We start from the raw sequence: 23,040 nt of genomic DNA on the forward strand, positions 1-23,040 counted from the left end.
TTGTTCTCCTAATGGGACTTTAAAACTTTCTAAGCCCAAATATAGCCGAACTTAGCTCTGTGAGAGGCAAATACATCAACATGCTCATTAAGCCAGCGGACCAAACGAAACTCGACTGCGGTGCGGAATGCCTCCAATGCTTCGGCAAAGGTTTGTAAGGGTTTGGTTGCCCAACGTCTGCGGAATCCGCCGGTCAACTGATGCCAAAGGATGAAGGTGTAAGCGATGAACACTAAAACCCAATGACGCTTCATACTCAGAGCATCCCGAACTTGATACTCACTCAAACCCAACCAGCCCTTGGCTTCTCGATAGAAGACCTCCACCCAGTTGCGAGCAGAATATGTTTGAGCTACCCAAGCCGCACTGACTTGGTTGTCAGAGGCATTGGTGAGAAAGTAATCCACCTCCGTCGCTTGCTCGAAACTAGAGGCATTGAGTTGAATCGCCAGCCAGCGAGTGCCTTCGAGCTTCGGAACGTGAACTGGTAACAGCGCCACCCAAACTGTCCGGGGCTGCTCCAGATTGAGTTGCACAGGTGTGAACTGCTCCACTGCCAAGGTTTGAGCAATAGCTTCTAATCCCTGCTTACGAGCAGACTCATCACCTGATGTTTGAGCAGTAACTTGGCGGTTTTTGGCGATTGCTGCCACGTAAGTTAGGTTTCTCGACTCCAACTGCTTGAGAAAAGGCGTGTTATTACCGTAGCCTGCATCAATTACAGTCACACCCGGTCGATAACCGCGCTTCAAGCATTGGTCAACCAAGTCTAGAGCCAGGTCAGGTTTTTTCTGGAAGTTGGGGTCTGCCTTGCCTTGCTCGAATAAACTTGCGTGTTGATAGAGTGCAACATCTAACGGCAGACGTCGCACTCCATCATACAAGTAGGTAGTCAGCAGCACAATACCATTGTCAGTCTTGCCAATCTCCCCAATGTACTGCCGTCCTACCCCATCAGTAGCCGCACCACTTTTGCGATGTCCCGAATCATCTACAATCAATGTGAAACCTTGACTCGGGGTCGTCTGGCGACACTGGTGCATCACCTCCAACCGCCGATTATTTAGCTTGACTTCATCCCAAGGGGCATTGTTGAGAAAATGTCTGAGGCTGTTGTAGGAGCCATCTACTGTATTTGTGACCAGTTGGCTCAGGTTTTTGCGCTGACTCTCACCCAGCAGTCCCCCTAGATAAACACGAAATTCCTGCCGCTGCTTCTGACGCGAAAATACATCATCAAACCGACGACACCAGTTCTCAAAGCACTGCGGCATCGCTGCTGGTACTTGATCTTTCACCTTACGTTGCTCCTGTCGAGACTGACGTAAAACGCAACTCCTACCCGCATTCTAGCTCAATTTGCTCCATCTTTCTTACAAAGTCCCACTAATTGTTGACAATGCCGTTTATCCTTCTCGTGTGCAGGCTTAACTGAGGATCGAGCGACCGTTTTTGAATACCGTCAACGAGCCTTGCCCTTGGCGATCCCTGCGCCCTCCCAGTGCTTGGTATTCGTAGCTGCCATTCTTGAATTTGTACACTTGAGCCGCTCCTGTACTGTTGCTCGTGCCCTTGCCCAAACTCAAATCACCCAGCAATCCACCGCCACGATAGAGCAGTTCGCCTCAACCGTATCGCTTCCAGACATTTACAGTGTAATCGTTCGGGTATTTCAGCGTCATGATCAAATCAGCCGTTGAGTCCGCAGCAGCAGGTAAAGCAAAATGAGCCGAAACAATGGTGAATAGACCGAGGAGTAATGCCGATCGTTTGAGTAATGTTTTCATAATTTTCTCCGGTTTGTGTGTATTACGCTTTGGTGTAGTGGGTTGCTTCAGACAGAATGAGCATCTCTGCCCAACAATGTGAGCAAAACCAGTAGAGTTTGTGGTGTTGAAAATGCCGCAATAGCGGGTAAAAACAGCAAGGACATTCGTGCATTGGAGTTGAGCATTATGGAAAGACAATCTTGGGGGCTGCTGCGTGTCCAAGATAGAGATAGGCTGCCGATCGCAAGACAATTTCAGAGTAAAGTATCTTTTGAATCTCTAAGCTGGGGACTCGTTTTGCAGTGAAATTATAAGCTGCGATTTCTCCTTTTAAGCTAAAATCTGTATCGCTCAGGTAGTGGTCGTAGTCGTGCATTGCTTGAAAAATAAAGCCGTAGATCGGGTTGGGATAAATTGCAGAATCATAGCTATCCGCAGCGACCCAAAGTTGCCCTCGCTCAATATCGGCAAACATTTCTTCGGCATCTGCGTAGCGCATGTAGTCTGAGAATTGCAGATTCAGCGGTAATTGATGAAATTCTTCCATGAGCCAATCACAGAGCTGTGCGATCGTGCGATCGGAAATCTCGGCTGGCTTGCTTTCTAGGTAGAGTTTGGCAAGCGTTTCAACTTGAGTGGTTGGTTTTGTAGCTGTGAGCGTCATTTCTTTACCCTCCGCTCGAATTACGATTACTTTGACAAATGCGACCGCGTTTAGTCACTGAAATCAATTTGTGTCATTTGTGCTAGTGGGACTTTGTAAGAAAGATGGAGCAAATTGAGCTAGAATGCGGGTAGGAGTTGCGTTTTACGTCAGTCTCGACAGGAGCAACGTAAGGTGAAAGATCAAGTACCAGCAGCGATGCCGCAGTGCTTTGAGAACTGGTGTCGTCGGTTTGATGATGTATTTTCGCGTCAGAAGCAGCGGCAGGAATTTCGTGTTTATCTAGGGGGACTGCTGGGTGAGAGTCAGCGCAAAAACCTGAGCCAACTGGTCACAAATACAGTAGATGGCTCCTACAACAGCCTCAGACATTTTCTCAACAATGCCCCTTGGGATGAAGTCAAGCTAAATAATCGGCGGTTGGAGGTGATGCACCAGTGTCGCCAGACGACCCCGAGTCAAGGTTTCACATTGATTGTAGATGATTCGGGACATCGCAAAAGTGGTGCGGCTACTGATGGGGTAGGACGGCAGTACATTGGGGAGATTGGCAAGACTGACAATGGTATTGTGCTGCTGACTACCTACTTGTATGATGGAGTGCGACGTCTGCCGTTAGATGTTGCACTCTATCAACACGCAAGTTTATTCGAGCAAGGCAAGGCAGACCCCAACTTCCAGAAAAAACCTGACCTGGCTCTAGACTTGGTTGACCAATGCTTGAAGCGCGGTTATCGACCGGGTGTGACTGTAATTGATGCAGGCTACGGTAATAACACGCCTTTTCTCAAGCAGTTGGAGTCGAGAAACCTAACTTACGTGGCAGCAATCGCCAAAAACCGCCAAGTTACTGCTCAAACATCAGGTGATGAGTCTGCTCGTAAGCAGGGATTAGAAGCTATTGCTCAAACCTTGGCAGTGGAGCAGTTCACACCTGTGCAACTCAATCTGGAGCAGCCCCGGACAGTTTGGGTGGCGCTGTTACCAGTTCACGTTCCGAAGCTCGAAGGCACTCGCTGGCTGGCGATTCAACTCAATGCCTCTAGTTTCGAGCAAGCGACGGAGGTGGATTACTTTCTCACCAATGCCTCTGACAACCAAGTCAGTGCGGCTTGGGTAGCTCAAACATATTCTGCTCGCAACTGGGTGGAGGTCTTCTATCGAGAAGCCAAGGGCTGGTTGGGTTTGAGTGAGTATCAAGTTCGGGATGCTCTGAGTATGAAGCGTCATTGGGTTTTAGTGTTCATCGCTTACACCTTCATCCTTTGGCATCAGTTGACCGGCGGATTCCGCAGACGTTGGGCAACCAAACCCTTACAAACCTTTGCCGAAGCATTGGAGGCATTCCGCACCGCAGTCGAGTTTCGTTTGGTCCGCTGGCTTAATGAGCATGTTGATGTATTTGCCTCTCACAGAGCTAAGTTCGGCTATATTTGGGCTTAGAAAGTTTTAAAGTCCCACTAGTTGCAACCACTTTTACTAGAGTATGAGGACTTTTGAAAGTGAGTCGCGCATCCGGTTGCTGAAGTGCCACCATCGTTTTTACGTGTTCACATTCATCATCACGAATATTCACAAATACGTCATAGAGAGTATCGACATGAGGACGGCGAAAGGTAGAATCTGGTGTGGTCTGAACTTCTTCAAACATATACAAATCGCCATCTCGGTAGTAGTCGATCGCAACTTGGGGAGCAGGTTGCGCTTTCAGTTCTGCTCCATGCTCGTTCAAGTAGCCATCGTAGGTGTGATAAGCATGATTCTCGATCAGTTCCATCAAGTAATAGGCATACTTAGGTAACGCCATGTAGAGCGGCACGACAATCCAATAGTATGCAACTGCAATGTGTTCCGCATCCGCAACAAAGCGATCGATCCACAGTCGATTGCCGCCGAGCGATTCCATGATTAATAGATGATGCAGTTCATTCCAGGTTTCAGCAAAGTGAACTTTCAACCAATCTGCTTTGCGCCAGTAACCCAGCGTTTCGTACAAGTGCAGCACAGATAGATAGGAAAAGTAAGGGACACGGGCGATCGTTTCTAGTACATAAAACCGAGCATAGGAACGATTGCTGTACACAACATCCACAACGAAAACGAAAAAACTTACGATCGCTCGAATTAAAACTTTCATCTTGTATTCCTCCAAATTAATTAAACGAGTTGATGTCCTCCATCCACATGCAGGACGGTTCCTGTAATGAAGCTATTCTGCATCAGATAAAGCGCTGCATTTGCCATATTTGCTAGTGACCCAATTCTGCCAACGGGGAGCTGTTCACTCACGGTTGTAATACCATTTTATTAAATTTCAGCTACAGATAAAGCATGGAGAATATAATTTCAGCCTGTTAAGCTTACAATGATTTCTGGCGTGAAAGAATTTAGGATCTGCCGAACTTTCTCTCTCAACTCATCTAGATTATTGAACAACTGCCAGCCTAAAAAACTCTTGATGTACTGCCACAGTCTTTCAATTGGGTTAAGTTCTGGACAGTGTGAGGGTTGGAATAATAAGATAATATTGTCTGGTACGATTAAATCAATCGCTTTGTGAAAAGAACCGTTGTCAAGTTGTAGAATGTGAAAATCTTTGGCATAAGTCTGAGAAAATAAGTCTAAAAAAGCTTGAAAGCAGGTGGTATCCAAGTGAGAAAATTCGTAAAAAAAGCGACAACCTGTTGTCGGCTCAACTACGCCGTAGACGTAGTAATTCTCCCGTCTCCATTGTCCGATTCCGATTGGTTTAACACCAAAACCTGTTAAGAGTCGATGCTCAATAGTTTTTAGTCCAAAACGAGATTCATCTTGACACCAATACCGTAGTTGCTTTTCTTCTATTCCTTGACTTCGTAAAGATGCAACTATTGACTGTAAATGGTCTGGTAGTTTTTTTTAAAGTCGTTGAGTTCTTCTGGGTTCTGCTCGCTACTACGTGGTCGTGATGATTTCAATTTCGCGTTTAGCTGGTAACGCACTAAACGGTGAACGACGTGATAATTTGCTTCAACTCCTAATACAGCTAGTAACCATAACTGTACCTCTTTATAACCAGAAAATCCTTCTGGGTCTTTCAATTCTTCTTTTAACGTTGCTATTGCATAGGCGTGAAATCAACTTTGGTCTTCCTTGACTTTTGTATTGAGACAGTAATTGAGACAGTCCACCATTACGGTAGGAGCGTAACCAGCGTTGAACTGTAACTCGATTACGTCCTAGAATTGTTGCCAGATGTTGTACTGTCTCAACCTGCTTTGTCTTCAGCAGATATAACGCCTGTACTCTTTCCTTCCCAAAAGCTGTTTTTTGTGCTGCTAATAACGTTTTCAGCACTTCAACAGATTCGGTGATGTCAATTTTAACAACGCCAGACATAACACGTTACCTTGAGCTGATACCTTTTACTATCTGTAGCATACTTAAAGTAAAATGGTATAAGAAACGCTTTCCGCTGTTCTTCCGGCACACCTTGCCACATGGGAGTTTCAACAACGCCAGGTGCCATGACATTGACGCGAATGGGTGCAAGCTCGATTGCGAGTGAGCGACAAAAAGCAGCCAGTGCGCCATCAACCGCCGCAATCAACGCAGTATTAGGAACGGGTTTCCAGGCTGAAAAACCCGAAAAAAAAGTGATTGAACCCGTCCTGCTCAACCGAGGCACAGCATGTTTGACCGCGTAGAATGGTCCGAGAATCTTGCTGGTGACAATTCTTTGAGCATCATCACTACTGAGTTGCTCGATCAGTGCGAACGTCAAGTCGGCAGCCGTCGTGACTAAATGATCTACACTTCCAACTTGGGCAAACAGCGATTTGATTGCCTGTTCGTCGCTAATGTCGGCAACGATCGCTTGCGATCCCTGTCCGATTCCAATCGCGGCTCGTTCTAGCCTATCTTGCTTTCGTGCGGCTAATGTTACTTTTGCGCCTGCTTCAGCCGCCGCTTTTGCTGTGGCAAGTCCCATTCCAGAACTTGCTCCAATAATGACAACCTGTTGATCTTGAAGTAGCATCATTCCCTCCAAAGCGATAATTGAAGATTGTCCTAAGCAACTTGCAAAACAATCTTTCCTTGTGTACGTCCAGTTTGAATTCGCTCTTGTGCTTGTCGCGCTGCCTGTGAGGGCAGAACGACTTCCACAAACGTCTGCACTTTTCTGGCATCAATTAGTTCGGCAATTTGCTTCAGAGGTCATTTATAAAGAAAAGTTGAAAGCAGCGAGAATGGAGGCAAGAGGCTTTTACTATGACAAGACAGTAGCCCAAAGCATTGCCTCATGAGTAGAAAAGCTTACAAAAGTGATTTAACCGATCGAGAATGGCAAATCATTGAACCATTAATTCCACCTGTAAGACCAGGAGGACATCCACGTACTGTGGATATGCGTGAGGTAGTAAATGCCATCTTTTATTTGCTGAAAACTGGCTGTGCTTGGGAGATGCTACCACATGACTTCCCACCCTATTCAACGGTTTATTATTACTTTCGGCGTTGGCAAAAACGAGGAATTTGGCAGCAGATAAATCTTGCCTTACGTGAACAAGTACGGATGAAGCTGGGCAAATCTCATCAAGCTACTGCTGCAATTGTGGATAGCCAGTCCGTAAAAACGACGGAAAAAAAGGGGAAGTATCCGGCTTTGATGGCGGCAAGCTAGTTAAAGGTCGCAAACGCCATGTCGTAGTAGATCCTCAAGGACTACTAATGGGTGTAGTAATCACCGAAGCTAATGCTTCAGAACGATTAGGAGCAATAGTGGCATTGCTAGAAGAGTGCTATAACTCTAAGTCTTTAGAGCTAATTTGGGCAGATAGTGGCTACAGTGGAGAGAATTTTGCACAAGCTGTAATGGTAGTCTGCGGTGCAGAAGTAGAAATAGTTAAGCGGATTACAGATGGGTTTGAAGTTTTGCCCAGAAGATGGGTAGTTGAACGAACTTTTGGCTGGCTAGGACGCTATCGACGACTAAGTAAGGATTATGAACTCCTACCGGAAATAAGTGAATCTATGGTCTACGCTGCTATGGTACGGCTGATGCTGAGACGACTAGCTGCTTGATTTTTACTTTATAAATCAGCTCTCAGTTGCTTAGCACTGGATTGCACCACAATGTATACGCCACGATTGTGTGGCGATCAAATTACTCCACAGCAGAGCTTGCTGCTTTAATAATCAAATTGGCAACCTCTCTGGAACAAGAGATATAGGACATATGGCTTGCTTGAAGCTCAGTTATTTTGGCACCGATTCGGCTTGCCATGAATCGCTGAAGCTCAGGGTTAATGGCTCGGTCTTCCTGAGCTAAGAGATACCATGAGGGAATGGTCTGCCAAGCTGCGCTTTCCACCGATTGCTCAAACGTGATGCTAGCGGCAGGCTTTTGTGCCACTGCCAGCACCTGCGCTTCGGCTGTCGATACGTCATGAGCAAAGACCTCGTGAAACTTCTCGCGATCGATGTAAAGGAAGCCTCCTGCATCTGGGACAATTGCTGTGACAAGTGGAGGGGGCGGGTATTTGCCAATTAACTGGCTAATGCTGTCGTCTGGTGCTAATACCCAACCCGCGATATAAACCAAGGCTTTCACATGCGGGCTGCCAACCGCCGCGCCTGTGATTACGGCTCCACCATAGGAGTGACCGACTGCAACAACAGGTCCTGGCTGGGCATCGATCGCCCGCTTGGTTGTAGCAATATCATCTGGCAGAGAAGTCAGCGGATTTTGCACAGCGGTTACGGTATAGCCATCTTGTAACAACAGCGGAATGACGTGTTGCCATGATGTACCGTCAGCCCAGCTACCATGAACCAGAACGATCGAAGGTTTGATTTTGGACATAGAGATTACTCCTTGAGTTGATTGCTAATCTACGGAACCCGAAAAGCCTGGTTTTTGATGATTGGCGATCGATGAATTGAACGCAACTTCAAGCATTAATGAATTGTTGATTTGATACAAAAGTTTTTGACATTAACATGACTCACAAATCCTTATTGCTGATTGATAGAAATACACGTTGAAGCCATCAGCAAGAGAATCTAGTTATGGCGGCTCCTGTCGGCGTTCAAGCTCCTAAAAAGGCGATCGCTTTCTATTCAATGGCTTTGCTGTCTGCAATGGATTTACTACGTTTTTGTAGCAGCGGAGGGTAAGGTTCCAGGTGGTCCCAAAATCTCGTCGCCAATCTCAGCAGAAACGCGATCGAACAGCGCCATATCCGGTATTTCTGTCTTATTCTGCGTTCCCACTGCGGCAATCAATCGAGCAAAGGCACTAGGCGCAGCAACAACCAACCCATGAGCGGGTCGATCGCCAATTGCGGCAACGACGTGAGGTGTGCCAACCGGAATTAGGAAGCTTTCACCAGTGCTGAGTACCAGCTTGTTCTCACCTGCCCAAATCGTGAATTCTCCTTCCAGCACATAGAGTTGCTCCAAATAGCGCGTGTGGCGATGGGGAGGATTCTGGGAGCCAGGTGGAAAGTAACCTTCAATTAGATCGTACTGTCCTCCGGTCGTAGTGCGATCGGCAAGGATGGTGAGGTAAGAACCAAAAAACCAAAAAGATTGGATCATGAAATTGCTCCTAATAATTAGGGCGTAAGATGTCCGATCGTCGAATGAAAGACGTCATCTGGGTCATATCTCCGCTTGAGGCCGAGCAAGCGCTCATAGTTCGACCCGAAAGCGAACGGAACACGTTCCTGCTCTTCCCGATCCAGGAGATTGATATATCCCCCTTTGAAGGCATAGGGTGCAAGGGAGCGTGAGATGTGCTGCGCCCATTGGAGATGCCGTTGCTCTTCGTCGGGAGACTGGGGTTCCCAGGCGGCGATTATCTCAATCATGAGGTGATCCTGACGCAGCGCAAAAGTAGTTTCGGATACACCCACACGACTCGCGACTCCATGAAAGTGATGAATGTTGATTGTCGAAAACGGGGAAGGAAGGGGCAATCCTTGTTCGATCAGTACCTCAATCGTCTCAGTCTGCAAACCAGCTAGCGAGCGAGTTTGAAGGTAGTAGTGGCGACCTGCTGGGGTAAACACATCCAACTGATGAATCAGGTCATTATATGTAATGGGTTGTACCTGATCGACTAATAGATTGCCAAAAGTACGCAGGGGTGCAACGATCTGTTCACCTGCTGCGATCGCACCACAATAGGTGGGTGAGAGAAACAGAGCCGTTGCGCCATCGGGTGTTTGAAGAAATCCAGACCGGATGGTTAATTCATCGGGTGCAGTGGTGATAAACTCGTTAAACTTGCTTAGCACAGTTCTAGCTTGCTCCAGAGGATATAGCAGTAAACCCGATAGCACGGTCGTGAGTGGATGCAGACGATACTCCAGGGAAACAACAACGCCAAAGTTACCTCCACCACCCCGCAGTCCCCAAAGCAAGTCTGAATGCTCTTCGGCACTTGCGGTGATAAGTCGTCCGTCGGCGGTTACGACCTGTGCGGATAGCAGGTTATCGGCAGCTAGTCCGTAAGCCCCGATCAGTGAGCCATAGCCTCCTCCTAAAGTCAGTCCTGTCATACCAACGCTAGAGACGGTTCCTGTAGTCGTCGCTAATCCGTGTTTTTCTGCTGCTCCGATCAGTTCGCCAGCCGTTGCTCCACTTTGAACTTGGGCTGTGTGTGCAACTGGATCAACGGTAATAGTTTTCATCTGAGATAGATCGATCGCTACGCCATTCTCACGCAGCGATCGCCCAAAAATTTCGTGTCCTGCGCCTCGAACCGAAAGTGGTAATCCATGTTCTCGCGTCCAGCGAACCGTATGAATAACATCTTCTACAGTTAAACAACGAGCGATCGCAGCAGGGCGGGTCTTCACCCTGCCATTCCAGAGTTGGCGCACCGATTCGTAGGCAGCATCATCCGGCAAAATAAGCTGTCCTGTGAGCAGTGCTGCGAGATAATCAAACAACGTTTTATTCTTACTAGGCGTAATTGTCATCGTTTCTTCTCTCCATGTTGTAAGTTGAGTCACTCAACGATGTTCTAGTTATCTTTCTTATTTCTCAAAGGGTTGATGGCTCCAGAATACAGACTTCGATGAGTTGCTTCTTGGTATCCCCAACTTTCACCGCCTGAGAATACCCGTACTCCTGCTCCCAGGGCATACTAAGCTTTTTGCTTCCTTGGTGATTGTCATATTTAAATACCTTCTTTGGAGTTAATCGTTAAACTGCTCAAGGTTTCGATCAACTCACTGTAAATCCACCATCGATAACCAACGGTTGTCCGGTGATGTAGCTGGCAGCATCGGAGCAAAGAAAGACGACAGCTTGAGCAATTTCTTCTACTTGTCCTATGCGCCCCATCGGAACTGTAGATGCGAAATCATCAGCCGTGATGCCCATCCGATCGAGGCTACGATCGAGCATCTCAGTCGCAGTAGCACCGGGGGTAACCGCATTAATCCGAATGCCCTGCTTGGCATAGTCCAACGCTGCCGCTCGTGTCAGTCCCATGACTGCATGTTTACTCGCGACATAGGGAGATGCCCCTGGAAACGCAATTAACCCTCCTAACGAGGAGGTATTGACGATCGCCCCAGCGCCTTGAGTCAGCATTTGCTGAATTTCATATTTCATGCACAAGAACAGCCCCCGTGTGTTAATCGCCATCAGTTCGTCAAAGTCTTTGATCGATTGCTCGTGCAGGGGTTTTGGAAGTGCCTCTATGCTCGCGTTATTGAAGGCATAATCGAGCTTCCCAAACTTCTCGACTGTGGTTTGCACAAGCGCTTTTATCTCGGTTTCGTTCGAGACATCAGATCGCACAAATAAACAGTCAATGCCAGCATTTCGTAGCTGAGCTTCCGTTACTTTACCTTCTGGTTCGCGTCGTCCTGAGAACACTACTTTTGCTCCAGCCTTACCGAATGCGATCGCAGTTGCTCTGCCAATTCCCGAAGTTGCTCCCGTAATCAAAGCCACTTTATTTTCAAGTTTCATCGTTTTCTCCTTTTGTAGTTGAAAAATTATGGAAAGAGTACTATTCATTTGCTCAGAAGCGCCAGATTTTTATGCTCAGTCACAATTGGTGATATGAGTCTCTAGGTAGATTTCGACGAAATACTCTAGCGGTTGTAGTAGTTTGTCGAGCGTTGGATTGTCAGATTTAAGGATACCGCGATCGCTGCTCCAGCAACGCCTCCACCATTCAGGATTGTAATTACAAAGTGCTTGCAGTAAATGCGAATAGGAATCATCAAATACCTCGTTTAGGCTAGGCTTGCCTGCTAATCCCGGCTTCTGGTGCAGCTTGCGAATGGCGAGGCAACAGAGTCGCAGGTAGGATGTCATTTTTAGCTGTCGTGGCATCTTGGTTAGTAGCTTAGTTCTTGCATAATTGAGCAAATAAACAACCTCTTTGTCGAGATCTGTAGAGCAAAATTCACTGGTTTGGGTTGCGGTTAACATAGTTCAAAACTCGAGTTGTACCTAAGTCATCTAAAAGCGAGCGCAAAATTGACGGGTGTGTAGCACCGCTTCACCATGCTCGGGAATCCACGCTGCCCACCGATCCTCTGATATTTGACAAAGTAGTAGTGCCTCGTCAAAACTAAAGGTACTGGGAAGTTCCAAAAGGTGTACCCAAGTATCAGCCTGGAACTCCTGCTGCGACGATTTGAGGTGAGACTGGTTTGACCACTCCAGATTCTGCTTTTGAGGTCGAACACCAAAATCTTGTATGTATGAATTGAGATTCATCGTTTTGTTTTCCTTCCTGGTAAACAACACACAATAAAAGCTGGCTTATCTCTAGTAACTAACCTTATTCAAATTTCTAATACGGCTATAGATAGAAAGAAATCTTTCCTGTCTGCGATCCCTTTCTTGGTTAATGACTCTGGCTCTTTCGCGGTACCCCGAAGCCAGGGTAGTGAGGCAATAGTTCCGCCGTTTCTTCCGGCGACAGGAAACGAATACCGTTTACAGCACCCAGGCGGATGGCATGGCTAGGATCGTCCGTCATATAGGTGATTGCCTCAGTGGGAAGGCTCATGCTTGTTGCAGGTTCACTGAGATCTTGCACCATTCTCAATAAAGGGTTGCCAAAAGAGCCAAAATCTGGAAGAAAGGGCGTAGGAATAATTTGAGTTGACGATTATGGAAACCATCGTCGAATACGCCCAAGGGCTAGTCTATAGCCTTCTTTGCTTAATGCCTAGCACATACCAGAAAGCCAGTCTAAACGCCCTGTTCGGGCTGTTTCTTGAAGCTCAAGGATATCCTTTACCCCAGCACACCCAGGTGAAATCCGCTTCTTCATTGAGTCGATTTTTGAATCACTACAATTGGTCTACTCGTAGCGTGATTCGCACGACTCGTCAAATGGTGTTGCAGCAAGTGACCGCTCATCCCCCTCATCCAAGCACTCCTTTGCGAGTGTTGATCGATCTAACGACATTCGAAAAGTGCGGCAAGTTTTTGCAGTTGAGTACGCCGACGAATGACCCCAAGGCACCTGACCCCTGGGTGAGAATACTTAACGGTAAGCGGGGATTACATTTAGTAGTATTGTACCTGGTGGTGGGTGAGTGGCGAGTGCCTTGGAGCTTTCGGGTCTGGCGGGGCAAAGGCTATCAAGCGCCCAGTACAATTAGCCTGCAAGTTGTTGGCAACGGTTCCAACCCAGTTGAGTCAGGGCAGGGTGGTCATTGTACAGGCAGATACGGAGTTTGGCACCGTAGAGTTTCTCAAAGCAGTGCGAAAGCAGTCGTGGCGAGCAGTCGTGGGGATGCGCTGCAATCGCAAAATGCAGGACGGTCGTCATCTAAAGCAACTGTATCGCCATGCCAACCGTGGACAACAGGTGTATTTAGCGGGAGACACACAGCCACTGACGGTGTCCTGGTTCTGGCTCAAACGAGCCGAAGGCAAGCGAGAACTGCGCTTTGTCGTTTCTACCCATCCTTACTCTGGCATTTATCTGGTGCGGCTAGGACGTAAGCGCTCTTGCATTGAGGGCTTTTTCAAAACGAGCAAACATCGTTTTGGGCTGCATCGCTTTGGGCAAACTACGAAACTTGGTGTCTATCGCTGGCTCATCAAGAGCGCTAATTGCCTATCTATTGGCGCATTGGATTGACCAATGGTCACTACCTCCTGTCCTGGATTGGAAAGCTGCCAGTGATTTGGCATTAACTGTACTGTTTCCCTCGGTTCTGTGGTTACAATTGCTGCGGTTCATCCGAGTCAATGCTGACATTGCTGCACAATTCGATTTTGAAATTATCCTCAAACCTTTACCCATTCTTGCTTATCGAGAATGCTGCAAGATCTGAGTTCAGCCATTTCGATGAAGTAGCGATCCAGCCCAACCGCGTGTTCACTCACCGCTTGAACCAGGATCAATGTTCGGAGGTGCGGGGAGCGGATATAAAAAGCGTGCGGCTTGCCTTGAGGTAAGAAAATTGTTTCCCCTGCATGTGCCACTAAAACCTTGTCTTCGCAGTAGAATTCCATCTCGCCCTCAAGCACGTAATACAACTCATGCTCCCAGTCATGAACATGAGGAGGCGGCTCATTGCCAGGTTTCGCCTGGTACTCCATCAAGGCAAAGCGCCCCCCAGTGTCCTCACCTTTGGCAAGGAAGGACATGAGACTTCCCATGTAAAACATAGCCGAGTCGAGCGCAAAGGTGCGCTTGTATGCTTTTAGTGATGCCGATTGAACTTGTTCCATCATTCTCCTTAATGATTAATTCTGTTGCAGAAACTTCTGCCAATTTATGCAGCTATGACACGCGCTTGATTTTAAAGTGTCTGACTGACTGCCTCAAGAAAAACTTGTCATTGGGTTGTGGACGGCGATGTCTGAGTTGAACATTGCTCTATATTTAGTGATGATATGCAGCACAAAAGCCCTGTTCCCGTACCGATCTAGCTTACAAAACTACCTGAAAGCGGGTAGTGAACCGCTCAAGCTTATAGAGCTATAGATAGAAAAAAATCTTTCCTGTCTGCGATCCCTTTGTTGGTTAATGACTCCGGCTCTTTCGCGGTACCCCGAAGCCAGGGTAGTGGGGCAATAGTTCCACCGTTTCTTTCGGGGTCAGCATCTTGACTCCGTACTTGGCTGCCAGCGCAATGGCGGGGGCTGGATCGGAGAGCGCGTATGTAGTTGCGTTCGCAGGTAGTTCCATGCTGGTGGACGGACTCGACATCGCTTCAAAGTACCCGTCCAGACCGTACCCGTCTGGACCGCCTGGTTGCAACAGAGCGAGGAATCGGAGGGTGGGCGACAGGTAGTAGAACGCGTGCGCCTGGTTCCGAGGGAGGAAAATCGTTTCGCCTGCCCGCACTGTCCGGACTTCGCCCATGCAGTACACCTCCAGTTCGCCTTCTAGAATGTAATACACCTCATCCTGGTTATAGTGAAGATGGGGCGGCGGCTCATTTCCCGGTTTCATCCGAAGCTCCAGAAGGACGAAGCGGTTTTCGGTCTCGGCGGATGTCACGAGAAAAGTCATGAGACTGCCCATGTATGACCGAGTAGTCTCCGTGACCGCGCTACGAACGAAGAAATCTGCTGACTGTTTCATGATTTGACCTCTGATATTAATGCGACTATCGCGATCGCAATTGGTTTTGTGGTGAAATTTAAGTCTTGCAACTCAGTCGTTGCGTTGTTTGCCTGAATTCAATAGATGCCTAAGAACATTCAACGACTGCATTTTCAGCACATAGGTCTACCCAAGGTATGGATATCCTTTCCAATCTGTGCTAGATGAGTGGCAAAGGCTTGTCTTTCGCAGTTGTATATTACTATGCGGGGAAGTTTGTATAGGATGCTTCTGATTCTTTGTACCTAAAGTGTACTAAGTTCCAATGTTCAACGTCTTTCGGATTCTTACAACAATTTGTCAGATTCTTATGGTAAAGGGCGAATTTGCTTGGGTGTCAGTCCGGTGATTCGCTTAAACTGTTGCGTCAAACAACTTTGACTGGAGAAGCCGACTTGTACGGCAATGTCTGCGATCGCTAAATCCGAAGATGATGCGTTACGCTGCGATAACATATCCTATGCAAGAATCCGGAGTTATTAAATCCACTATCCTTAGTAAAAGACAGCTTTCCATAAAATACCTGACTACTAGAGATGCCAGATTTCGTCCGGTGCCACTTCCCAATGGTTATTGCGTCCGTCCGCATATCGAATCGATGCTGAGATCAACTCCTGCGGATCTACGTTGTCTAACGTAGTAAGTTGAACTCCCACATAATCACCACCGATCACCTGAGCATATCCTTGTGCAAACGATCGCACTCCACAATACCGACAAAACAGATGGTGCATTGTCTTTCTGCCGAATTGATAGTCGCTCAGCGAGTCTTCTCCTGCCATTAGCCGAAACGCATCAGGCTTGATGATTACGTTCCAGTTTCTGGTTTTGGTACAGATAGAACAGTTGCATTTGTTCGTTCCAGCACTTAAATCAATATCAGCCTCAAACCGCACTGCTCCGCAGTGGCAACTTCCTATGTATGTTTTCTTCATGGATTGTAGATTAACCAGTCGTTTTCTCATTGTGTCTAAGTCCTTTTCCTACCTATCTGGGGTTAACCCGCTCTAATGCTCAGCTTCTTTTAGATTCTTAGGGCAGTTTGTCAGATTCTTATGGTAAAGGGCGAACTTGCTTTGGTGTCAGTCCGGTGACTCGCTTAAACTGTTGCGTCAAATGACTTTGACTGGAGAAGCCGACTTGTAAGGCAATGTTTGCGATCGCCAAATCCGTTTTCGATAACATCAACTTTGCCCGTTCCACCCGCAGTTGAATTACATACTGATGCGGCGCAATCCCCATCGCCTGTTTGAATAAACTCGCGAAGTAAGTTGGGCTGATATTGACGACACTTGCTAGTTCAGCCAGTGACAAATCTCGATTCAGGTGAGTTTGAATATAGTCGATCGCTTGCTGCAATTGTGTACGAGTTAAGCCTCTGTTCTGGGATGTAGCAGATTCTGTTTTCAGCATTTAACATACCTACTTTGAAAGATAAAAGTTCCAATTTTGTTTAGCGGTTTCAGGATCGGCTGCAACGTGTTCGGCACAGTTGAGACGAAGATGACGATCGCCAAAGGGTGCATTTACCAGCGCACAATGATGTGGACGATCTGACCCTGGATACCGATTGGGCTGAAAGAATTGACAGGTAACACACATTCTTGCCACTGAAATCTGTCCCTGTTGTTGAAGCTTGCGAATCATTTTGGTCAGCCCCCGCAGAAAGATGACTTGTTCCTCCTCGGATAGCTCATTCACGGTGTTGAGCAGAAAATCAGACCAGGACGCTGTTTGTGTTGCGGTCTGCTGTCCTTGAGTGGTTAACGTGATGGCGATCGCTCGTCCATCTTGAGGCGATCGCGTTTTTTGCACTAACCCTTTCTCAACCAGCGACGTAACCGCATCAGAGGCAGTAGCAGCCGTAACTGCAAGATGTTTTGCCACCTCTGACAACCGCATTCCAGCATCGCCTTTATCAATCAGAAGCGCCAGGATTTGTCCTTGAGTCGGTGTTAAACCTTGTTGTCCAGCATCCTGCCAGGATTGACTTTTCAGCGCTAGCCCAATTTTTTCTAGCCCAATCAAGATGTGCTGTTCGATCGCGCTTGAGGCATCGAAGGGATTTTCGCTGACATCAATATTCGGGTTTTCAGCGGGAAGGGCTAATTCTGTGTCGCGATCGCGTTGAGTTCTGTCCATGAATACTGACCGTATAAGGCACCAGGTAAGTGAGTAGCCCCATCAACCAGCGTTCACGGGTCATTTCCCCGCGTAACACAGCACCGCCATGATTAATCGCGAAGAGTAACGATCCTACAACGAGAGCCACTTTTAAGGCATCGGGTCGCAGGGCTGAATCAGTCCAGATAGTATAGCAAAACTTCAACGTTTTCAGCATGGCATTATCCTCGTTTAAGCGATTGCTTGCAGTGCTTCAATTGCAGCCTGATAATTCGGTTCATTCAACACATGACTTGCATAGTTTCTGGGTCACTCTTTTAACGATGCGGAGATGTGTTTCGATGCGCTCAATCACTGCTGCTTCAGGCATATGCCCAAACCATCCATCTAGTAATTGCAGGTTTTGGTCAACTAGAAGAAAGGACGGTGTTCCTGGTAAATGATTCAATGTAAAGGTTGCTGATGTTTTGGCGTACCGCTGCAAATAAGCGTTCACCTTTTGGCGCAGTGCTGCTTGCTCTGATTTGGGCAGGCGATCGAAATCAGGAATCGTTTCAGTTAAAGCCTTAATGTTTTCAGGTGTTGCGAGTGCTGCACCTGTGGTAGCTCGATCGACTGCAACGGGAATGTCGATCGTTTGAGAGTAAAATTCTCCTAATGCTTGCCGAGTTGCTCCAACCAGTTTCATCTCCATCAGAAGCAACGCTGTATTGGCAGCAGTGTTGTACTCAAAATCCTCAAAAGCTGTTGAGAGTCCCAGGACATTCAAGCCCAACTGACGATACTTCCAATACAACTTGTTGACGAGGGGAAAACCGTAGATGAAACAACCAGGACAGTTGACTTGAAATACAAACAGAAGATTCAGCGCTTTGAGTTCAAATGAACCTTGCAAGACGCGATCGATCTTGAGTTGGATTGCCATAATGCTACTCCTAAGCAAATCGAGTCGGGTTGCCATTAACAGAAATCAGGCGATCGAGCCGAATCTCTGTTCCGTCTTTGAGCTTCAAAAAATCGGCTCGGTTCGCAGCATACACATCCACAATCCGCTCCTGAACTTCAACGATTTCTCCAGTTACAGTGCAGTAGGAAATCCGACAGGTTTGTCGCAGCGTTGCCAAGGCTTCTAGCCGATGGTGAAAATCACAGTCCACTAAACAATAGTCATGCATTGCCCAACTCCTTCCAATAGTTGTTAGCAGCAGCGATCGTGGCAAACTCTGTAGCAACCGTTTGTCCTATGGCGATCAACATCATGGCATCGTTACCATAGACCTCTCGCAGCTGTTTGCGCTTTTCTTCATCAGGTTGAGTCAGCTTGACAATCAGTCGCGCCAGTTTCACGGCTAATTGCCGTCCTTCCTCAGGCGTTTCGGTAATCAACGAGTTGTTAGGAACCAGTGCAATCGTATCCATTGTTTGTTCTCCTGTTAGTATCAAACTTTCTGGTGAATAGTCTGCACCTTTCAGCATTAATTGAGTCACAACTACATACGCCTCTATCCATGCTTGTTGCACGTCAGGAGTCCAGTCTGTACCTAGACTTACCTCAAAAGCTTTAAGCAAGCTACTGCCCACCATTGGATAGTGTTGCGGCAATACACCGTACTGTGTGTGTCGAGTCCCCAAGCCTCTCAACGCACCGCTTAAGACATCCGGTTTACCCAGGTTATTGACGGTAAAGACGAGAGATTGAAACAGTTGCTTGCGCTGCTTTTCCATGTTAGTATTGGCAAACAAAGGCTGGACTTCTGGATAGTTCGTAAACAGCACTGTGTAGAACTGTTTAGTCACCTCTAAGCTATTCACTTTAATTTGAGCAAAGCTGCTTTCTAGCAATTCAACATTGAGAGCCATTTAATTTTCTCCGTTACTGAGGTTGCACGCTGTAGGGAAGACTTAAATCCCCTGAACTAACGCTGTACGCTTGATAGACCCCAACCATAGGGAGATTTTTGTTTGTGGCATTCACCTGCATATAAGCAACAACACCATCAAACTTGAACTTCGTTTTAGATTGAATGCGTTGAGCCGGAACCAAAACACTAAGCTTGTTACCTTTTAGCAAAACAGGGAAACCAGGAGAATCAAAATACATTGGCATACCGGGATTGGTAGGTGGAAGCACAACAGTTTTGTCGGTTTTGTCAAACTGTTTGACCGATAAGTTACCAGGGACGCGATCGTCCTTGACCAGTACGACCCAATGACTATGAAAAATGATGCCGTCATCAGTATAGTTAGAGTTGTTGTTCTCATCCCACAGTGGCGTATCATCGAAGTCTGGATGAGATGTAACTGCCAGTGCCAAAATCCCTTCGACCTTCCCAAATCCAGCATCTTCGGGTTTTAGAGTCGTTGGAAAGACATAGCCTAGCACAGGTGCACCATCAAGGCTACCCTTAGGTTGGGGCAATGTTTTACCAGCCGTTCCTTTCACAGTTTGCTCAAAAATAAGTAAATCTGTATCTTTGAGATAACGGACGCTAGTGCCTACAATTTCTAGATCGGGTGACTTTGGAGTTGGCACAACTTGAGCAGACGACTGCGCAACTGTTGCTGCCGTAGATTGAGTTGTAGAACGGGCATCAGCTTTAAGACTGGAATAAAACAGTGCCAACGTGAGGCTTAAACTGATACCGAGTAAAGCAATGAGAAAACGTTTCATCACAACCTCCTGTTGCATAAATTAGCAGCTGAAGCGAATGGAAGTAGTTAGAAAATGCTATGCTGCCGTTAAGACGTTACGGTGTTGATGCCTTTGCGTAGTGTGGAGAGGTAACAATTCTGTGAAATGCAGTTGATTGTTCACTATTAGCGATAAATAACCTCAAAGACAAAAATGAGGCAACTTTGAGAAAGCATTGTTAATGATGAATTCTTTACCGAAAGTAAGCGTGATGCCAAGACCAACAAAGCTGTAAGAAAAACAATCCCATCGCCAACACGACAACACTGAATACTGACAGTGAGAAAACTAGAAAAACACTGACAAATTCCATGAGTACCTCCAGATTAGAAATATGCATCTTTGGCATAGGGAGCACACCAAAGCGTCACTTGTAGAGTAATGGATTTGAACCAGGCTTGATACATGTTTTCAACGTCTTCCGCGCTGTGTCCCTTGTTTGACAAAAATGGCTTGATGGTGGCTGCGATTGGGTAGATAAAAGTAATCATGTACCGCATCCTAATATGAGGAGCGGCTTCAACCCGATCGGTCTGGTTTTTCTTGGCGTAAGTGTGGCGCAGACCGATTTCCTGCTGGTAATTCAACCAATCCTGGTCATAAGGTCGATTACAAGTGTCTAGAATCCATTGAGCAAAACGTTTGCGAACAGCAGCCAAGTAGTCGGAGTTTAGCTGCCCTGCATTGCTGAAGTAATACGCAAGATGCGAATTGGCAGCAACAAAGCCATACCAAACATCTAGTACCGCAGCAATTTGGTCTTGTAACACTTCTCCTACCATTCGCAGATATCTCTCATCTTCGTCTGTAAACAAACGGTCTGTTTGAGTAGTTCCAAGTCGTTGAGCGTCAACGGTGAATGAGCTGTTTGTTCAGTTCCAAAGGTATAACCTACGATCGCGTTCATCGATCGATCTCCTTACAATTAGTGAGTAGTGGATGCAAATGATGTCAGACAGAATGCTTTAAGAATTAGCCGATCAGGAGGTGAGTACAAAGCAAACGCATCTTGTCAATAAAGGGCAAATAGCCACAATTGTTGCGAATAAACTGATTAAAGGGCAGCTTATTGAGAACTTATTCTCCAGATATAGCGTAAGTTGAAGTCCAAGACACTATATATATTCTCTGGCAAATTTAGATGCGTTTGCCCTGGATTTACTATTGAGATTGGGGTACATGAGTAAGTCTATTTGTCAGAATTGCACTGTTCTATGGCTTGAAGTCTTTCTCTGGTAGCTCCACCAGTCGGTCTAGCTAGGGGAATATCTTCACAAACTCTCAGATCTAAGCTAGTCTCTGCGCCATTAATGTTAGGGTTAGGGCGAGACACCGCATCGTTAGGTATTGGAGACACCTGCGATTCTTCAAGAACAGGGTTACTCAAAGGGCGGTCGGGTATCTCTCGATCGGAGTTAGGGCTGGTATTTGCAGTGTCAGGTGTTGTAGTCGTAGAGGGAACTATCTGCGTTTGAGACAGTAAGAGCGTTGCTCTAGGATTGGCTCTAGTCGCTCCGCTATTTGCCAAAAATACGGTGAGTATGAAACTACCTGTCAAAATTTGTTTCAGCATTTTGTTTACCTACTTTATATTTGTCTGCTGAGTAGAAGATGAAAAGTGCCGAGCGCGTCAGAGTTGGGACACGGTGATTTTATCTGGAACCGAAATGTAGGCGACCGTAGCCGAGAAACTGACCAGAACTCTTCTCTCCGGCTGGAAACACCGTTACACCAAATAGATAAATACCTCCACTAGGATTGCGCTTGGCTCTGAGGGCAACTGTGACTGTCGTGCCAGGTAACACGGGTGGATCGAACGCGATCGTTGCTTCTCCAGGTTTGTTCGGTTGCTCGCCGCCAATGCTCGCTAAAGGTATTTCTGAACCTCTGGCAAATCTGCTACCGAGAAAAGCACGACTGCGACTGGGATCGAACGAAACCGTATCGGAATTCTCGCGCTGAGAGATCGTAACTGCCCCTAAAGGCTCTCCAGCGTTTTGAGGAATTACCAACGTGAAATAATAAGTTGCAGGCGTATGTGGAGATCTATAACTAGTTGTAGCTTTTACTAGACGGGGAGGATAGTTAAAGGCGGTTTGTCCGTTGCCTAATTGAACTGCCATAACAGGCAAGGTGACAAGGGAACCAGAGATTATAGCGCCGATTGCCAAATTTCTCTTGGCACTCAAGATGTTACGTGCAGATGTCTGTTTGATCATATTTTTCTCCTTGTAACTTAAAGTTGTTACGACTGTGAAAGATTGTTTCTAGAGCGATCGTTACTACCCAGAGTCGGGTATGGTTAACACTCAATTGTTTTCTCCAAATGCTCCTTAAAGTTGACTCATAACCCAGGGCAAACGCATCTTGTCAATAAGGTGGAAATTTCCTCGGTTTATTGAAAATGATGGCAACAAACTAAGGCTTATTAAGAAGAAAATGGGTTGAGAGTGTTTGCAATAATTCGGAGTTTATTGAGAAAAACTAGTTTGGTCATAGGGTTGGGAGAAGTTGAATATGCGACGAATATTCTAGGAGCAAATTTAGAGGCGTTTGCCCTGGGGGTGAGTAGAGAAAAGCTATGGCTGCAATTTATTTAGGACTCCTAAATAATTACATTTCCATTAGTAGTCTGTCAAGGGGGTCGTGAGAGAATCTTTGCCTAGATGCTTATCCCCCTTTTATCTAGAAACAAAAGCTGAAAGCCTTGCAATTGTTGCGTTTTGCTTTTTTGTCATTGAAAGTATGAAGAGCCGCTGCAAACCAAGCGCGAACATTTCTAATCTCCTCACAATCTTCATTACTTTCACGCTCGTTGTTGCTAGTTCTCCCCCCAGAGTCGAAGGGCAGAATCAGGATTGATATTTTTAGCGGCACGATTTAGCAAAGTGCGTTGCCAATTCGGTGCTAAAAAGGGACAGCTTGCCAGTTCAGCCGCTGCTTCTTGGTTGTTCAAATCGTGATGCATGATTTGGTTTGCCCGTGCGATCGTCCACTGTGGAAAAGGGCGATCCCGCAATACAAGTTCCATCCCTGCTTCAACCACGCCTTCTGTATTACAGTTGTAGATAAATAGAAGAATGAATTCGCTTTTGGTAATGGTAGTAACGAGCAGTAGCTTGATGAGATCTGCGCCAATAAGACCAACGCAAAACGTGTTCAAGACACCAGAATGTGGGAAACAAGAATCGAGATACCCACC

At 46.7% G+C, this 23,040-nt stretch carries 32 protein-coding genes and 2 pseudogenes; 3 read left to right on the forward strand and 31 right to left on the reverse strand.

Features of this window, described 5'->3' with window-relative positions; all coding sequences use genetic code 11:
* Positions 1-29 precede the first annotated feature (29 nt).
* The 3 genes from N4J56_RS37505 to N4J56_RS37515 all read right to left on the reverse strand — a co-directional run bounded on the left by N4J56_RS37505 (position 30) and on the right by N4J56_RS37515 (position 2,433).
* The gene (locus tag N4J56_RS37505) at positions 30-1,298 is read right to left on the reverse strand and encodes an IS701 family transposase (RefSeq protein ID WP_317104593.1); all 1,269 of its coding nucleotides are present in this window, start codon (positions 1,296-1,298) and stop codon (positions 30-32) included.
* A 327-nt stretch (positions 1,299-1,625) separates the two neighbouring features.
* Positions 1,626-1,787 carry a hypothetical protein gene (locus tag N4J56_RS37510; RefSeq protein WP_317112013.1) on the reverse strand — a complete coding sequence of 54 codons (162 nt, stop codon included), beginning with the start codon at positions 1,785-1,787 and terminating at the stop codon, positions 1,626-1,628.
* A 166-nt stretch (positions 1,788-1,953) separates the two neighbouring features.
* Complete coding sequence (locus tag N4J56_RS37515) at positions 1,954-2,433, reverse strand: transposase (RefSeq protein WP_317112015.1); 480 nt, start codon at positions 2,431-2,433, stop codon at positions 1,954-1,956.
* 174 nt (positions 2,434-2,607) lie between these two features.
* Here N4J56_RS37515 and N4J56_RS37520 point away from each other — a divergent pair, with 174 nt between their 5' ends.
* On the forward strand, positions 2,608-3,876 hold the full coding sequence (locus tag N4J56_RS37520; protein WP_317104593.1) for an IS701 family transposase: 1,269 nt from the start codon (positions 2,608-2,610) through the stop codon (positions 3,874-3,876).
* Here N4J56_RS37520 and N4J56_RS37525 read toward each other — a convergent pair.
* The 6 genes from N4J56_RS37525 to N4J56_RS37550 all read right to left on the reverse strand — a co-directional run bounded on the left by N4J56_RS37525 (position 3,851) and on the right by N4J56_RS37550 (position 6,627).
* Positions 3,851-4,570, reverse strand: coding sequence for an alternative oxidase (locus N4J56_RS37525; protein ID WP_317112017.1), 720 nt, complete (start codon positions 4,568-4,570; stop codon positions 3,851-3,853). The two genes, N4J56_RS37520 and N4J56_RS37525, sit on opposite strands and share 26 nt — an antisense overlap.
* Before the next feature lie 20 nt (positions 4,571-4,590).
* Entirely contained in the window at positions 4,591-4,722 is a 132-nt protein-coding gene (locus N4J56_RS37530) for an SDR family oxidoreductase (RefSeq protein WP_317112019.1), read from the reverse strand.
* A 57-nt stretch (positions 4,723-4,779) separates the two neighbouring features.
* Positions 4,780-5,304: an IS630 family transposase gene (locus N4J56_RS37535; RefSeq protein WP_317112445.1), complete on the reverse strand. Its 525-nt coding sequence runs from the start codon at positions 5,302-5,304 to the stop codon at positions 4,780-4,782.
* A 177-nt stretch (positions 5,305-5,481) separates the two neighbouring features.
* Positions 5,482-5,811, reverse strand: a complete 330-nt coding sequence (locus N4J56_RS37540; RefSeq protein WP_317112021.1) for a helix-turn-helix domain-containing protein — start codon at positions 5,809-5,811, stop codon at positions 5,482-5,484.
* Positions 5,795-6,454 carry an SDR family oxidoreductase gene (locus tag N4J56_RS37545; protein WP_317112023.1) on the reverse strand — a complete coding sequence of 220 codons (660 nt, stop codon included), beginning with the start codon at positions 6,452-6,454 and terminating at the stop codon, positions 5,795-5,797. The genes N4J56_RS37540 and N4J56_RS37545 overlap by 17 nt, the downstream gene beginning before the upstream one ends.
* A gap of 29 nt (positions 6,455-6,483) precedes the next feature.
* Complete coding sequence (locus N4J56_RS37550) at positions 6,484-6,627, reverse strand: zinc-binding dehydrogenase (protein ID WP_317112447.1); 144 nt, start codon at positions 6,625-6,627, stop codon at positions 6,484-6,486.
* 88 nt (positions 6,628-6,715) lie between these two features.
* Here N4J56_RS37550 and N4J56_RS37555 point away from each other — a divergent pair.
* Positions 6,716-7,497 (forward strand): IS5 family transposase gene (locus tag N4J56_RS37555; RefSeq protein ID WP_317106049.1). Its coding sequence is split into 2 segments (ribosomal slippage): positions 6,716-7,049 and positions 7,049-7,497, totalling 783 coding nucleotides; the frame shifts between segments, so codons are not numbered across the junction.
* Between the two features lie 82 nt (positions 7,498-7,579).
* Here N4J56_RS37555 and N4J56_RS37560 read toward each other — a convergent pair.
* From N4J56_RS37560 to N4J56_RS37585, 6 genes are all read right to left on the reverse strand, one after another.
* Positions 7,580-8,278, reverse strand: coding sequence for an alpha/beta hydrolase (locus N4J56_RS37560; protein WP_317112025.1), 699 nt, complete (start codon positions 8,276-8,278; stop codon positions 7,580-7,582).
* 287 nt (positions 8,279-8,565) lie between these two features.
* Entirely contained in the window at positions 8,566-9,015 is a 450-nt protein-coding gene (locus tag N4J56_RS37565) for a cupin domain-containing protein (RefSeq protein WP_317112027.1), read from the reverse strand.
* Positions 9,016-9,032: 17 nt separating this feature from the next.
* The gene (locus N4J56_RS37570; protein WP_317112029.1) at positions 9,033-10,403 is read right to left on the reverse strand and encodes an FAD-binding oxidoreductase; all 1,371 of its coding nucleotides are present in this window, start codon (positions 10,401-10,403) and stop codon (positions 9,033-9,035) included.
* A 247-nt stretch (positions 10,404-10,650) separates the two neighbouring features.
* Positions 10,651-11,406, reverse strand: coding sequence for an SDR family oxidoreductase (locus N4J56_RS37575; RefSeq protein ID WP_317112031.1), 756 nt, complete (start codon positions 11,404-11,406; stop codon positions 10,651-10,653).
* Positions 11,407-11,481: 75 nt separating this feature from the next.
* On the reverse strand, positions 11,482-11,775 hold the full coding sequence (locus tag N4J56_RS37580; RefSeq protein WP_317112033.1) for a hypothetical protein: 294 nt from the start codon (positions 11,773-11,775) through the stop codon (positions 11,482-11,484).
* Positions 11,776-11,904: 129 nt separating this feature from the next.
* Entirely contained in the window at positions 11,905-12,165 is a 261-nt protein-coding gene (locus tag N4J56_RS37585) for a hypothetical protein (protein ID WP_106170039.1), read from the reverse strand.
* 907 nt (positions 12,166-13,072) lie between these two features.
* On the opposite strand from N4J56_RS37585, the gene N4J56_RS37590 reads away from it, so the two are divergent.
* The gene (locus N4J56_RS37590) at positions 13,073-13,546 is read left to right on the forward strand and encodes a transposase (RefSeq protein WP_317106468.1); all 474 of its coding nucleotides are present in this window, start codon (positions 13,073-13,075) and stop codon (positions 13,544-13,546) included.
* A 149-nt stretch (positions 13,547-13,695) separates the two neighbouring features.
* Here N4J56_RS37590 and N4J56_RS37595 read toward each other — a convergent pair whose 3' ends face one another.
* The 16 genes and pseudogenes from N4J56_RS37595 to N4J56_RS37665 form a co-directional block, all read right to left on the reverse strand.
* A complete protein-coding gene (locus N4J56_RS37595) occupies positions 13,696-14,145 on the reverse strand; it encodes a cupin domain-containing protein (protein WP_317112037.1) in 450 nt (149 codons plus the stop codon).
* A 292-nt stretch (positions 14,146-14,437) separates the two neighbouring features.
* Positions 14,438-15,001: a cupin domain-containing protein gene (locus tag N4J56_RS37600; RefSeq protein ID WP_317112039.1), complete on the reverse strand. Its 564-nt coding sequence runs from the start codon at positions 14,999-15,001 to the stop codon at positions 14,438-14,440.
* A gap of 329 nt (positions 15,002-15,330) precedes the next feature.
* On the reverse strand, positions 15,331-15,477 hold the full coding sequence (locus tag N4J56_RS37605; protein ID WP_317112041.1) for a helix-turn-helix domain-containing protein: 147 nt from the start codon (positions 15,475-15,477) through the stop codon (positions 15,331-15,333).
* Positions 15,478-15,552: 75 nt separating this feature from the next.
* Entirely contained in the window at positions 15,553-15,957 is a 405-nt protein-coding gene (locus N4J56_RS37610; protein ID WP_410500828.1) for a GFA family protein, read from the reverse strand.
* 118 nt (positions 15,958-16,075) lie between these two features.
* A complete protein-coding gene (locus N4J56_RS37615; protein ID WP_106170034.1) occupies positions 16,076-16,435 on the reverse strand; it encodes an AraC family transcriptional regulator in 360 nt (119 codons plus the stop codon).
* 9 nt (positions 16,436-16,444) lie between these two features.
* Positions 16,445-17,164, reverse strand: coding sequence for a MarR family transcriptional regulator (locus N4J56_RS37620; RefSeq protein WP_317112046.1), 720 nt, complete (start codon positions 17,162-17,164; stop codon positions 16,445-16,447).
* A complete protein-coding gene (gene nrtS, locus N4J56_RS37625) occupies positions 17,115-17,363 on the reverse strand; it encodes a nitrate/nitrite transporter NrtS (RefSeq protein WP_106217133.1) in 249 nt (82 codons plus the stop codon). The genes N4J56_RS37620 and nrtS overlap by 50 nt, the downstream gene beginning before the upstream one ends.
* Positions 17,364-17,423: 60 nt before the next feature.
* Positions 17,424-18,071, reverse strand: a complete 648-nt coding sequence (locus N4J56_RS37630; protein WP_317112047.1) for a hypothetical protein — start codon at positions 18,069-18,071, stop codon at positions 17,424-17,426.
* 10 nt (positions 18,072-18,081) lie between these two features.
* Positions 18,082-18,321 carry a hypothetical protein gene (locus N4J56_RS37635; protein WP_317112048.1) on the reverse strand — a complete coding sequence of 80 codons (240 nt, stop codon included), beginning with the start codon at positions 18,319-18,321 and terminating at the stop codon, positions 18,082-18,084.
* Complete coding sequence (locus N4J56_RS41645) at positions 18,314-18,565, reverse strand: hexameric tyrosine-coordinated heme protein (RefSeq protein ID WP_410500829.1); 252 nt, start codon at positions 18,563-18,565, stop codon at positions 18,314-18,316. The genes N4J56_RS37635 and N4J56_RS41645 overlap by 8 nt, the downstream gene beginning before the upstream one ends.
* A gap of 75 nt (positions 18,566-18,640) precedes the next feature.
* Positions 18,641-19,006, reverse strand: a pseudogene (locus N4J56_RS41650) (globin family protein); the annotation flags it as partial.
* Between the two features lie 13 nt (positions 19,007-19,019).
* Positions 19,020-19,817 carry a hypothetical protein gene (locus tag N4J56_RS37645; RefSeq protein ID WP_317112050.1) on the reverse strand — a complete coding sequence of 266 codons (798 nt, stop codon included), beginning with the start codon at positions 19,815-19,817 and terminating at the stop codon, positions 19,020-19,022.
* A 347-nt stretch (positions 19,818-20,164) separates the two neighbouring features.
* Positions 20,165-20,745 (reverse strand): annotated as a pseudogene (locus N4J56_RS37650) (protoglobin domain-containing protein).
* 282 nt (positions 20,746-21,027) lie between these two features.
* Positions 21,028-21,411, reverse strand: coding sequence for a hypothetical protein (locus N4J56_RS37655; RefSeq protein WP_317112053.1), 384 nt, complete (start codon positions 21,409-21,411; stop codon positions 21,028-21,030).
* A gap of 79 nt (positions 21,412-21,490) precedes the next feature.
* Positions 21,491-22,057 carry a DUF2808 domain-containing protein gene (locus N4J56_RS37660; protein ID WP_317112054.1) on the reverse strand — a complete coding sequence of 189 codons (567 nt, stop codon included), beginning with the start codon at positions 22,055-22,057 and terminating at the stop codon, positions 21,491-21,493.
* Between the two features lie 602 nt (positions 22,058-22,659).
* Positions 22,660-23,001 (reverse strand): 3-alpha domain-containing protein, encoded by a 342-nt coding sequence (locus N4J56_RS37665; RefSeq protein ID WP_317112055.1) that lies wholly within the window; start codon positions 22,999-23,001, stop codon positions 22,660-22,662.
* Positions 23,002-23,040: the final 39 nt, after the last annotated feature.

This window comes from Chroococcidiopsis sp. SAG 2025 (assembly GCF_032860985.1).
Lineage (GTDB): Bacteria > Cyanobacteriota > Cyanobacteriia > Cyanobacteriales > Chroococcidiopsidaceae > Chroococcidiopsis.